The 11,780-nt window shown below is 69.9% G+C and carries 11 protein-coding genes; 9 read left to right on the forward strand and 2 right to left on the reverse strand.

The annotated features are described in order from the left end of the window. Positions 1–146 precede the first annotated feature (146 nt). From ACWFRU_RS24170 to ACWFRU_RS24180, 3 genes are read left to right on the forward strand one after another with little or no spacing between them, the layout of a single operon-like run. Complete coding sequence (locus ACWFRU_RS24170; RefSeq protein ID WP_453690127.1) at positions 147–1,499, forward strand: extracellular solute-binding protein; 1,353 nt, start codon at positions 147–149, stop codon at positions 1,497–1,499. Beyond that, a complete protein-coding gene (locus tag ACWFRU_RS24175) occupies positions 1,496–2,443 on the forward strand; it encodes a carbohydrate ABC transporter permease (protein WP_453690129.1) in 948 nt (315 codons plus the stop codon). Before ACWFRU_RS24170 ends, ACWFRU_RS24175 begins: the two co-directional genes overlap by 4 nt. Next, a complete protein-coding gene (locus tag ACWFRU_RS24180) occupies positions 2,440–3,321 on the forward strand; it encodes a carbohydrate ABC transporter permease (protein ID WP_453690131.1) in 882 nt (293 codons plus the stop codon). Before ACWFRU_RS24175 ends, ACWFRU_RS24180 begins: the two co-directional genes overlap by 4 nt. Before the next feature lie 50 nt (positions 3,322–3,371). Here the strand turns inward: ACWFRU_RS24180 and ACWFRU_RS24185 are convergent, their stop codons facing one another. Further along, positions 3,372–4,397, reverse strand: a complete 1,026-nt coding sequence (locus tag ACWFRU_RS24185) for a LacI family DNA-binding transcriptional regulator (protein WP_453690133.1) — start codon at positions 4,395–4,397, stop codon at positions 3,372–3,374. A 292-nt stretch (positions 4,398–4,689) separates the two neighbouring features. Here ACWFRU_RS24185 and ACWFRU_RS24190 point away from each other — a divergent pair, with 292 nt between their 5' ends. The 6 genes from ACWFRU_RS24190 to arfA all read left to right on the forward strand — a co-directional run bounded on the left by ACWFRU_RS24190 (position 4,690) and on the right by arfA (position 10,724). Then, entirely contained in the window at positions 4,690–5,679 is a 990-nt protein-coding gene (locus tag ACWFRU_RS24190; protein WP_453690135.1) for an ABC transporter substrate-binding protein, read from the forward strand. Then, positions 5,676–6,473: an ABC transporter permease gene (locus tag ACWFRU_RS24195; protein WP_453690137.1), complete on the forward strand. Its 798-nt coding sequence runs from the start codon at positions 5,676–5,678 to the stop codon at positions 6,471–6,473. The genes ACWFRU_RS24190 and ACWFRU_RS24195 overlap by 4 nt, the downstream gene beginning before the upstream one ends. After that, positions 6,470–7,264: an ABC transporter ATP-binding protein gene (locus tag ACWFRU_RS24200; RefSeq protein WP_453690139.1), complete on the forward strand. Its 795-nt coding sequence runs from the start codon at positions 6,470–6,472 to the stop codon at positions 7,262–7,264. The genes ACWFRU_RS24195 and ACWFRU_RS24200 overlap by 4 nt, the downstream gene beginning before the upstream one ends. After that, complete coding sequence (locus ACWFRU_RS24205; RefSeq protein ID WP_453690141.1) at positions 7,261–8,016, forward strand: ABC transporter permease; 756 nt, start codon at positions 7,261–7,263, stop codon at positions 8,014–8,016. Before ACWFRU_RS24200 ends, ACWFRU_RS24205 begins: the two co-directional genes overlap by 4 nt. Beyond that, positions 8,013–9,044: an amidohydrolase family protein gene (locus ACWFRU_RS24210; protein ID WP_453690143.1), complete on the forward strand. Its 1,032-nt coding sequence runs from the start codon at positions 8,013–8,015 to the stop codon at positions 9,042–9,044. Before ACWFRU_RS24205 ends, ACWFRU_RS24210 begins: the two co-directional genes overlap by 4 nt. A gap of 162 nt (positions 9,045–9,206) precedes the next feature. Continuing rightward, the gene (arfA, locus tag ACWFRU_RS24215; protein WP_453690145.1) at positions 9,207–10,724 is read left to right on the forward strand and encodes an arabinosylfuranosidase ArfA; all 1,518 of its coding nucleotides are present in this window, start codon (positions 9,207–9,209) and stop codon (positions 10,722–10,724) included. A 16-nt stretch (positions 10,725–10,740) separates the two neighbouring features. Here the strand turns inward: arfA and ACWFRU_RS24220 are convergent, their stop codons facing one another. Beyond that, positions 10,741–11,724: an arabinan endo-1,5-alpha-L-arabinosidase gene (locus ACWFRU_RS24220; protein WP_453690147.1), complete on the reverse strand. Its 984-nt coding sequence runs from the start codon at positions 11,722–11,724 to the stop codon at positions 10,741–10,743. Positions 11,725–11,780: the final 56 nt, after the last annotated feature.

Consider the following 11,780-nt stretch of genomic DNA (forward strand, 5'->3'; position numbering starts at 1 on the left):
GGTTCGTGATCTCGAACAACTGCCGTGAGATTCGGGGGCTTGGCCCCCGGTCTCTGTCCGAACCGTTGACTGGCACCGCGTTCGACCCTACGGTCCCGTTCGAAGTTGCGAGCAGCATTCGAGATATCGAACAGAAGTGAGCCGCAATGTCACCACCCCTCCCGAGCCGACGAGGTGTGCTCGGCGGCATCGGAGCGCTCGCCGTAGCGGGCAGCTTCGGACTCGCCGCCGCGAATCGCAGCGCGTCCGCGATCGCGTCGGACGCGGACGTACGGGTCCGCTACTGGAATCTGTTCTCCGGCGGCGACGGCGCCAACATGATCGCGATGCTGGACGCGTTCCGCGCCGCGCACCCCCGGGTCGACGTCAAGGACTCCACCCTCCAGTGGGGCAACCCGTACTACACCAAGCTCGCCATGGCCGCGTCGGGGAACCGCGCCCCCGACCTCGCGGTGATGCACCTGGGCCGCATACCCGGCTTCGCGCCCGGCCGGCTCCTCGACCCCTGGGACGTGCGGCTGCTCGCCCGGTACGGGGTGCGCGAGGCGGACTTCGACCCGGTGCTGTGGAAGCGCGCCACAGTCGACGGCAAGCTCTACGGCCTGCCCCTCGACATCCACGCCCAGCTCTGCTTCTACCGCCGGGACGTGTGCGAGAAGGCGGGGCTGCTCGACGCGGGCGGCGAGCTCGCGCAGGTCACCTCGACCGAGGACTGGTTCAAGGCGCTCAAGGCCGCGAAGAAGGCCGTCAAGGGTGACGTGCACACCATCGGCATCAAGGCGGACGAGCCGAACTTCTCCTGGTGGTTCTTCCTGTCCTTCTACACCCAGCTCGGCGGCACCGTCCTCAGCGCCGACGGCCAGGGCGTCACCCTCGACACCGACAAGGCCACCCAGGTCCTGGAGTTCCTGCGCCGGCACCTGACCGACGGCTACTCCACCGCGATCGGCGTCGCCGACGGCGAGGCCTTCGTCAACGGCGGCGCCTTCGCCTGGGAGGGCAACTGGTCGGTCCCCGTCTTCAGCGGCGCGAAGCTGAAGTACGGCGCGACCCCGCTGCCGCCCATCTTCGGGAAGCCCGCCACCCACACCGAGTCGCACTGCTTCGTCCTGCCGCACCAGGCGCGGCGCGGCGGCGCCACCAACGAGGGCGCGCACCAACTGGCCGCGTACGTCGTCAAGAACGCGACGGCCTGGGCGCGCGGCGGTCACATCCCCGCAGATCTGCCGACGCTCGACGACAAGAAGTACGTGGCACTCAAACCGCAGTCCGAGTACGTGTCCGCCATGGACCACATGGCGGTCGAGCCGCCCGCCTGGTTCGCGGGATCCACCGGGCTCCTCGCCCAGCGCATCGGACCCGTCATCGCCTCCTCCAACGTCGGCTCCGCCAAGCCCGACGCCACCGCGCGCCGCATGAAGGACGTACTCGAAAAGCTGGTCGCGATGAGGAACCCGATGGAAGGCAGAGCCGCCACCGAGGGAGGGTCCGCCGCATGAGCGCCGTCGACACCGCGGTGGCCCCGCCCGCCGTACGGTCCGCCCCGGCGGCGGACGCCGATTCGCTGCGGACCCGGCTGACGCGTCGCGTACAGCACGGCGGCTGGTTCGTGGCCCCGTTCCTCGTCCTGTTCGCGCTGTTCGTGCTGCTGCCGATCGGCCGCGGCCTGTGGCTGAGCTTCACCGACACCAACATCTCCGGCACGGGCGCGAGCTTCGTGGGCCTCGACAACTACCGCGAGGCCCTCGACAGTCCGCTGCTGTGGGACTCCCTGGGCCACAGCGCGTACTTCACCCTGCTCGTGGTGCCCTGCATCGTCGTCCTCGCGTTCCTTCTCGCGATGCTCGCCCACCACATCGAGCGCGCGAAATGGCTGTGGCGGCTGTGCTTCTTCGCCCCCTTCCTGCTGCCGTCGACGGTCGCGGGCAACCTGTGGCAGTGGCTGTTCAACCCGGGCACCGGAATGATCAACCACGTCTTCGGCCTCGACACGCCCTGGCTGACCCAGAAGTCCACCGCCCTGCTCGCCGTCGTGATCACCACCTTGTGGTGGACGGTCGGCTTCAGCTTCCTGCTCTTCCTCGCGGCGCTCCAGAACATCCCGAAGCATCTGTACGAGGCCGCCGAACTCGACGGCGCGGGCGCCTGGCATCGGCTGGTGCACATCACCCTGCCCATGCTGCGCAACATCACCGGTCTGGTGATCACGCTGCAGATACTCGCCTCGCTCCAGGTCTTCGACCAGGCCGTGGTGATGCAGGACTTCGGCCCGGGACCGGAGGAAAGCACCCGCACCTTCGTCCAGTACACCCTCGAGGAGGGCTTCACCGCCTACCGCGTGGGCTACGCCTCGGCGATCTCCATCATCTTCTTCGTGCTCATCGCGGCCGTCGCCCTCGGCCGGATGTGGCTCCTGCGCAAGCGTGAGGAGGGCGTGCGATGAGCACGGCCGTCGTACCCAAGACCCAGCCCAAGACCGCCGCGAAGAGCCGCAGGAAGAAGTGGACCCCGAGCCAGATCGTGCTGACCGCGCTCGGCGTCCTCGTCTCCGCGCTGTGGATGACGCCCCTGCTGTGGGCCCTGTTCACGTCCCTGAAGTCGGAGACCGAGGCCGTCGAGGTGCCCACCCACTGGGTGCCCGAGGAGTGGACCGGCCAGGCGTGGAAGGCGCTCTTCGAGAGCGGCAACATCACCAACTGGTTCGTGAACTCGGTGGTCGTGTCGGTGTGTGTCACCTTCATCGTGGTGTTCGTCAGCGCGCTCGCCGGGTACGGCTTCGCGCGCACCGAGTTCCGCGGCAAGAACGTGCTGCTCGGCCTCGTGATGGCGGGGCTGATGGTGTCGCCGGCCGTGCTCGGCGTCCCGCTCTTCACGACCGTCCAGTCCATGGGGATGGTCGACACCTACTGGGGCATGATCCTGCCGCAGTGCGCGCCCGCCGCGATGGTCTACATCCTCTACAAGTTCTTCCAGTCGATCCCGCACGAGCTGGAGGAGGCCGCGTACATCGACGGCGCCGGACGCTGGCGGGTCTTCTTCACCATCGTCCTTCCGCTGTCCAGGCCCTCGCTCTCGGCCGTCGGGATCTTCACGTTCATCGCGTCCTGGAACAACTTCCTGTGGCCGTACATGGTGACCAACAACCCCGATCTGATGACGATGCCGAACGGCATCGCGACCGTCATGAACTCCTACGGCATCCAGTGGGCGCAGCTCATGGCGGGCGGCCTCATGGCGGGCCTGCCCTTGATCGTCGTCTTCGTCTTCTTCCAGCGCCAGATCGTCAGCGGTGTGGCCCACACGGGCCTGGCCGGCCAGTAGCGGGCCTCACCACCCGGTCCCTCACCACCCGGTCCTCACCACCCGGTCCTTCAACGCTCCGGCGGGCGCCGGGCGGTGGTCTCCCGGGGGACGAGCCGATGGCTGAGCGTGGTGGCCGCACCGCCGTCGGTGCCGGAGCCCGGCGGGGACTCGATGATGTGCCGCGCGGCCAGGGAACCCATCTCGTACAGCGGGAGGCTCACCGAGGTCAGGCCGACGTGCCGGGCGACCGCGAGGTCGTTGATGCCGGCGACGGAGATCTCGCCCGGCACGTCGACACCCGCCTGACGCAAGGCGCCGAGCGCGCCGATCCCGACCTCGTCGTTGGCCGCGAGGACCGCGTCGGGCAGCGGCCGGCGCGCGATGAGCCGCAAAGTCGCCGTGTGACCGGCCTCGTGGTCGAAGCCGCCCGGCACGCAGTGCGCGCCCCCGTCGAGCCCGGCGTCGCGCATGCCCGCGAGGAAGCCCTCCTTGCGCTGCCGGGTGACGGTCATGCCGGGCGGCCCCTCGATGAACGCGATCCGGCGGTGGCCGAGCGCGACGAGGTGGTCCGTGACGTCCCGGGCCGCGGCGTGGTTGTCGACGGTGATCGTCGGGCAGCCGAGGTCGCGGTCGGCGAGTGACACGGCCCGGATGCCCTGCTCCCGCGCCTGGCGGACGGCCTTGACCAGGTCCGTGTGGCGCGGGTCGTCGTCGTGACCGCTGCCCGCGAAGATCACTCCCGCGGCGCGGTAGTCCCGCATCGCCTGCAGCCGGCCGATCTCCGTGCCGGTGTTCCGGTCCACGTTGGACAGCATGGTCACGTAGCCGGCGCGGGTCGCCACGTCGTCCACGCCGCGGGCGATCACGGAGAAGTACGGGTTGGCGATGTCGCTCACCAGGACGCCCACGAGGCGGCTGTTGGGCGAGACCATCGCCCGTGCCAGGGCGCTCGGCGAGTAGTCCAGCTTCTCGGCCGCCGCGATGACCTTGGCGCGTGTGGCGGCCGAGACGGGATGGTCGGACCCGCTCAGCACCCGCGACGCCGTGGCCACGGCCACCCCCGCCGCCCGGGCGACATCCACCAGCGAAGTCACGGCCCACCTCCACGGGAAACGTTTGCCCCAACGTGCCACAGGGCGCCTGAGGTTCGCAACGCTGTCGCACAATGTCCGTTCTGTTGGCCGGAGTTGACCCCTTGACGGCGCGGAGGGCCCCCTCGCTAGCATCCCGGCAAGGAATACGTTTTCCTGCGCGATGACCTTGGGGAACGCGCACGGAACCGAACGCGCACGGAACCGAACGCGCACGGAACGTACCGACGGGACACGGGCGAGAGGAGGACGAACGGATCGGCCGAAGCGAGTGGAGGAATCGAAGGGGGAGATCATGCACGTCTGGACCCGCGCGAAACGGCTCGCCGCCGTCGCGCTCCTGACCGTCGTCACCGCGACCGCCTGCGGCGGCGCGGGCACCCACATCCGCGCGGACGGGAAGCTCTCGTTCACCGTGGCGCTCATCGAACCGGACCTCACGACCGTGCCGCTCCTGGCGGCCGTCGACACCCTCCGCGACCAGGGCCACGAGGTCGACGTCGTGGAACTGGCGGAACCGGAACTGGCCGTCGAAGGGCTGGCCAAGGGGGACTACGCGATCTCGGCCGAGGCGACGGGCCCGGCCTTGAGCGCCATCGAACAGGACGCCCCCATCAAGATCATCGCCGACGTCGTCGGCAACCAGTGGGCGCTGTACGGCAGGTCCGCCGTCTCGTCCTGCGACGACCTGGACGGGCGCCCGTTCGGGATCTTCAGCGAGGGCGCGGTGGCGACCGCCATCGCCAAGGACTGGGTGGCCGCCGAGTGCGGTGCGGGCAAGCGTCCCGACTACCTGACCATCGGCGGTTCGGACGTACGCGCGCAGGCCCTCGCCTCGGGGGAGATCGACGCGACGCCGCTGGAGGTGTCCGACGCGGTCGCCCTGGAGTCGTCGGGCGCCGCCGGGCTCACCAAGGTCGTCGACTTCGCCCGAAGCCTGCCGGACCTGCACCCGCAGACCGTCTACGCGAACGCCGCCTTCCTCGATCGGCACCGTGAGGTGGCCCAGGAGTTCGTCACCGCCCTGGTGCGGGAGCACGGCAGGATCAACGCCGATCCGCGGCACCTGGTGGACCTGGTGAAGCGGTATCTGCCGGACGAGGACCACGAGGACGTGGTCACGACCGCCCGCCGCTACCGCGACGCGAAGCTGTTCGACGCGGCGGCCCTGACCCGGCGCAACGTCCAGGGCACCATCGACTTCTTCGCCCGCGCGGGCGTCATCGGGCGGGGGATGACCGCGAAGGACGCGGCCGACCTCAGCTTCATCGAGGGCGCGTCGTGACGGGCCTCGCGGCGGCACGCCGACGGATTGTGGACGCCAACTGGCCTTATCAACTCCTCACGTTCGCGGTCTTCGCCGCGGCGTGGGAGCTCTACGCCCGCGAACGGGGCGGCCTGCTCCTGCCGGGCTTCACCGAGACGGTCCGAGCCACGGCCGGGCTCCTCGCCGACGCGGAGCTGTGGCGTGCCCTGTACATCAGCAATCAGGCGCTCGTACTCGGCTTCGGTCTCGCCCTGGCCGTCGGCGTCCCGGCCGGTGTTCTCCTCGGCCGGTTCCGGGTCCTGGAGAGGTACGCGGACGTCTACCTCAACATCCTCCTCGTCACACCGATGGCCGCGATCATTCCGCTGCTCGTGATGTCGGTGGGGGTGGGCCTGACGTCGCGAGTCCTGCTGGTCACGGTCTTCTCGGTCGTGATGGTGGTGGTGAACTGCCGGACCGGCGTGCGGCAGGTGGACCCCTCGCTGATCGACATGGCCCGCTCCTTCGGGGCCCGCGAGCGGCAGATCTGGACCCGCGTCCTGCTGCCCGGCGCTCTCCCCGCGGTCATGACGGGCGTCCGGCTCGGCATCGGGCGCGCGGTCACCGGCATGGTCATCGTCGAACTGCTCATGGTTTCCGACGGGTTGGGCGGGCTGATCCTGACGTACCGCGGGCTGCTCAAGGCCCCACAGCTCTACGGCACCGTCGTGATCATCCTGGCGGAGGCGCTGCTCCTGATCTCGGTCGCGCGGTGGGGCGAACACAAGCTGACCCGATGGGCGGCGACACAGACGGCGGGAGGCGCTCGATGATCACGATCCATGGACTGGGCAAGAGCTTCGTCGGACAGGACGGGACCACCGTCCAGGCGTTGCGGGACGTGGACCTGGAGGTGGGCGCGAACGAGTTCCTGACCGTGCTCGGGCCCAGCGGCTGCGGGAAGACCACCCTGCTCAAGGCCGTTGCCGGGCTGACCCCCTGGGATGCCGGTGACATCCTCGTCGACGGCGTGCCGGTGCGCGGTCCTGGCCCCGACCGCAGCGTGGTCTTCCAGAACTTCGCGCTGCTGCCCTGGGCGACGGTCCTCGACAACGTCGCCTTCGGCCTGCGCGTACGCGGTGTCGGCCGGGCCGAACGCGAGGAGCGCGCCCGCTCGCTGATCGGGACGGTGGGCCTCGCGGGCTTCGAGAGCAAGCTGCCCGGTGAGCTGTCCGGCGGCATGCAGCAACGCGTGGGCATCGCGCGGGCCTTGGCCGTGCGGCCCCGGGTGCTGCTCATGGACGAGCCGTTCGGAGCGGTGGACGAGCAGACCCGGCGCCTGCTTCAGGAGGAGCTCCTGTCGATCTGGGAGGAGCACCGGCTGACCGTCGTGTTCATCACCCACAGCATGGCGGAGGCCGTGCTGCTCGCAGACCGCGTCGTCCTGATGAGCGCACGGCCCGGACGGATAGCGGACATCGTGCCGGTGGACCTGCCCCGGCCGCGCTCGGCCGACGTGGGTTCCCTGGAACGCTCGGGCCGGTACGCCGAGATCACGGCGTACCTCTGGGACCGGCTCCGCGCGATGCACACGGAGCACCGCCCGCCGAAGGTGGCCCGGTGAGGGCGCCGGCCACGGCGATCAGTCTCGCCGTCGGCGCCGTGGCCTGGGAGCTGACCGGGCGCCTGGCGGGCGCCTCGTTCTTCCCGCCGCTGAGCACGGTCCTGGCCCGGCTGCGCGAACTGGCCGCCGACGGGCTGATCTACGCGAGCCTGCGCGACAGCCTGGTCAACCTGGCGCTGGGGTTCGCCGTCTCCCTCGTGGCGGGCCTCGCCATCGGCATGGCCATGGGCCACTGGCGCAAGGTCGAGGCCGCGCTCGGCGTGTATGTGTACGCGCTGCTCACGGCCCCGTCGCTGGTCTTCGCGCCGGTCTTCTTCGCGCTGCTCGGCGCGGGCCGCGCCTCGATCGTCGCGGTGGTCGTGATGTACGCGATGTTCGTGATCATCGTCAACACGGCCTCGGCCGTGCGGTTGGCCCCCGCGCATCTGACGGAGATGGCGCGCTCGTACGGCGCGGGGGAGGGGCAGGTGCTGGTGCGCGTCGTGCTGCCGGCCGCCGCGCCCATGATCATGGCCGGGGTGCGCCTCGGCATCGGCCGCGCCGTCACCGGGATGATCAACGGTGAGATGTTCATCGCCGTCGTCGGCCTGGGGCACGTCGTCACCGAGGCGGGCGGGCGCTTCGACAGCGCGGGCGTCCTCGCCGTGCTCCTCGTCGTGATCGCGGTCGCGCTCGCCGCCACCGCACTGGTCCAGGCCGTCGACCGCAGGATCACCCGCTGGGTCCCGAAGACATCGAGGGGACAACGATGACTGTCAGCAAACTGGATGCGTACAGCCACATCCTGCCCGCACCGTACTTCGCGCGCATGCGGGAGCTCGCCGTGGACACGGGCGCCCTCAAACGGTGGCTCGAACTGCCCGCGCTGCACGATCTCGACGCGCGACTGCGCATGATGGACGAGTTCGGCGACGGCTACCAGCAGGTGCTGACCCTGTCCTCACCGCCGGTCGAACTGCTCGCGGGACCGTCCGGGTCCCCGGCCCTGGCGCGGCTCGCCAACACGTCGATGCACGAGTTGTGCGCGCGGCACCCCGACCGGTTCCCGGCGTTCGTCGCCGCCCTGCCGATGAACGCCCCCGATGCCGCACTCGCCGAACTCGCCTTCTCCATCGACGAGTTAGGGGCGCACGGCGTTCAGGTGTTCACCAATGTCAACGGCAGGCCGCTGGACGATCCGGCCTTCCGGGGCGTGTTCGCCGACATGGCGGCGCGGGACCTGCCGATCTGGATGCACCCGACCCGCGGCGCCGCCTTCGCGGACTACGCCGCCGAGAGCACCTCCGCGTACGAGATCTGGTGGGCTCTGGGGTGGCCCTACGAGACCAGCGTCGCCATGGCCCGCCTCGTCTTCTCCGGGCTGCTCGAACGGCACCCGGACATCAAGATCATCACTCATCACCTGGGGGCGATGATCCCTTACCTGGAAGGCAGGATCGGCCTCGGCTGGAGCGATCAGCTCGGCTGCCGCACGGCCGGTGAGGACTACGAACGGCTGCGCCGCGCACGGCTGCCGAAGCCACCGCTGGACTACTTTCGCCGGTTCTACGCCGACACCGCGCTGTCGGGCTCCGCCAACGGCACTCGATGCGGCCTGGACTTCTTCGGTGTCGACCACGTCCTGTTCGGCACCGACTGCCCCTTCGACCCCGAGGGCGGACCGCTGTACGTCCGCGAGACCATCCGCGTCATCGACGCACTGGACCTCACGGACGCCGCACGCGATCAGATCTACCACCGCAACGTCCGGCGTCTGATGCGACTGCCGGTCATGGACTGACGGCTGCGGCCACCTACGGCACTCCCTCCGCGCGGGCCGGTCGGCGCCCCGGCCCGCGTGCCAGGAGCTCGTCGGACCCATTGACCCCCTGGCGGCGACCGCCTTACGGTCTGTCCGGGAATTCGTTCAACGTCCGGTATATCGAACCAAGTTGAGGGGATCATGACCCGTACCGCCCGCTTCACCATCGACCCCGCCTTCACGGTGGGCGAGGTCGACCCGCGGCTCTTCGGCTCCTTCGTCGAGCACCTCGGCCGCTGCGTCTACACCGGCATCCACGAGCCGGGCCACCCCTCGGCCGACGAGGACGGGCTGCGCACCGACGTGCTCGACCTGATCCGCGAGCTCGGCGTGACCGCCGTGCGCTATCCCGGCGGGAACTTCGTCTCGGGATACAAGTGGGAGGACTCCGTCGGCCCCGCCGACGAGCGGCCGCGCCGCCTCGACCTGGCCTGGCACTCCACGGAGACCAACCGCTTCGGGCTCTCCGAGTACATCGCGTTCCTGCGCAAGCTCGGCCCGCAGGCCGAGCCGATGATGGCGCTGAACCTGGGCACGCGGGGCGTCGAGGAGGCCCTCGAACTCCAGGAGTACGCCAACCATCCCTCCGGCACAGCCCTCTCGGACCTGCGCGCGGCGCACGGCGACAAGAGCCCCTTCGGCATCCGCATGTGGTGTCTGGGCAACGAGATGGACGGGCCGTGGCAGACCGGCCACAAGACCGCCGAGGAGTACGGACGTCTGGCCGCCGAGACCGCACGCGCGATGCGCCAGGCGGACCCGGACGTCGAACTGGTCGCCTGCGGCAGCTCCGGCCAGTCGATGGAGACCTTCGCCGCGTGGGAGGCCACGGTCCTCGCCGAGACCTACGACCTCGTCGACCACATCTCCCTGCACGCCTACTACGAGGAGACCGACGGCGACCGGGACTCGTTCCTCGCCTCCGCCGTCGACATGGAGTCCTTCATCGAGAACGTCGTCGCCACCTGCGACCACGTGGGCGCCCGCCTGAAGTCCGAGAAGAAGATCAACCTCTCCTTCGACGAGTGGAACGTCTGGTACCAGTCCCGGCCGCACCCCGAGGTCGAGGAGAGCCTGCGCGACTGGCCCGAGGCCCCGCGCCTCCTGGAGGACAACTACACCGTCACGGACGCGGTCGTCGTCGGCTCGCTCCTGATCGCGCTCCTGCGGCACGCCGACCGGGTGGCCGTCGCCTGCCTGGCCCAGTTGGTCAACGTCATCGCGCCGATCCTGACCGAGCCAGGCGGCCCGGCCTGGCGGCAGACCACCTTCTTCCCCTTCGCGCAGGCCTCACGGCACGGCCGCGGCCAGGTCCTCGACGTACGCGTGGACTCGCCCGCGCACGGGACGCCGAAGTACGGCGAGGTGCCCCTGCTGCACGCCACGGCCGTCCGCGCCGACGACGGCACCGTCACCGTCTTCGCGGTCAACCGCAGCCAGAGTGAACCGCTGCCGCTCGAAGTCGCCCTCCACGGCCTTGAGTTGAGCGACGTCATCGAACACAGCGCCCTCGCCGACGCGGACCCCGACGCGCGCAACACCCTCGCGGAGCCCGAGCGCGTCACCCCGCACGACGTGACCACCGGAACAGCACTCCGGGACGGCACGCTGCGCGCCGTCCTGGAGCCGCTGTCCTGGAACGTGATCCGGCTGGGCTGAGCCCTTCACGCCTGGATCAGTAGGCGACGGGCCACCCCGAGCTCCAGTTCAGGAGGTTGACGCCGAGCTTCGGGGTGCCGTTGTCCTGGCCGTCGTAGTAGTGGTAGACGAGCAGGTCGCCGTCGGTGTCCTTCATGACCGACTGCCCCCCGGGGCCGATGTACCGGCCGTGGCTCTCCTGGACCGGAGTCCCGCCGTTGTTCATCATGCCGACGCCGTTCTTGTCGACGTACGGACCGGTGACCTTGGAGGAGCGGCCGACCTTGATCTTGTACGTGGAGCTGGTGCCGGCGCAGCACGTGTCGTACGAGGCGAAGAGGTAGTAGTAGCCGCCCCGCTTGACGATGTAGGGCGCCTCGACGGCCTTGGTGCCGGTGGGGCGCGAGGCGAGCGAGCGCCGGGCCGTGTCGCCCGCGTACTGCTTGCCGGTCGCGGGGTCGATCCGGATCATCTTGATGCCGGTCCACCAGGAGCCGAAGGACAGCCACCACTTGCCGTCGTCGTCCACGAAGAGGTTCGGGTCGATCGCGTTGTAGTCGCTGGAAGCGGTCGAGGTGTAGACGGCTCCGTAGTCGGTCCAGGAGCCCGGTTCACCCGTGGCGGAGCCCGCGAGGCCGATGGCCGACTTGTTCGAGCCGAACGACGAGACGGAGTAGTACATCAGGTACTTGCCGCCGTGGTACGAGATGTCGGGCGCCCAGACGTCCCCGGTGGAGTTGTAGTCGCTCCACCAGCTCGGCCGGGTGGGGAAGGCGGAGCCGCTGCGGCCGAAGGTGATCCGGTCGGTGGAGGTGCGCAGTTGCAGGCCGTCTCCGGTCGAGTAGAGCAGGTACTTGCCCGATGAGGTGCGGGCCAGGGTCGGGTCGTGCACGACGATGTCGCCGGTGACCCGGCCGGGATTGGGGTAGGCGGTCGCGCTGCTCGGTATGAGGGCGAGCAGGGCGGCGGCGGGCAGGGCGACGAGGGCCCTGCGCCGGAATCGGGTGGGGGTGCGGCTCACTCAGGTCTCCTTGGGGTGGGAAGAGGGGCTCGACGTGTGAGCCCCGGGCCCCGAAG

Source organism: Streptomyces sp. NPDC055099, from assembly GCF_053607685.1.

What these genes read in the sequence shown, in the direction of transcription:
- ACWFRU_RS24170 (WP_453690127.1), top strand. Translation starts at nt 147, where the DNA reads ATGTCACCACCCCTCCCGAGCCGACGAGGTGTGCTCGGCGGCATCGGA.
- ACWFRU_RS24175 (WP_453690129.1), top strand. Translation starts at nt 1,496, where the DNA reads ATGAGCGCCGTCGACACCGCGGTGGCCCCGCCCGCCGTACGGTCCGCC.
- ACWFRU_RS24180 (WP_453690131.1), top strand. Translation starts at nt 2,440, where the DNA reads ATGAGCACGGCCGTCGTACCCAAGACCCAGCCCAAGACCGCCGCGAAG.
- ACWFRU_RS24190 (WP_453690135.1), top strand. Translation starts at nt 4,690, where the DNA reads ATGCACGTCTGGACCCGCGCGAAACGGCTCGCCGCCGTCGCGCTCCTG.
- ACWFRU_RS24200 (WP_453690139.1), top strand. Translation starts at nt 6,470, where the DNA reads ATGATCACGATCCATGGACTGGGCAAGAGCTTCGTCGGACAGGACGGG.
- ACWFRU_RS24210 (WP_453690143.1), top strand. Translation starts at nt 8,013, where the DNA reads ATGACTGTCAGCAAACTGGATGCGTACAGCCACATCCTGCCCGCACCG.
- arfA (WP_453690145.1), top strand. Translation starts at nt 9,207, where the DNA reads ATGACCCGTACCGCCCGCTTCACCATCGACCCCGCCTTCACGGTGGGC.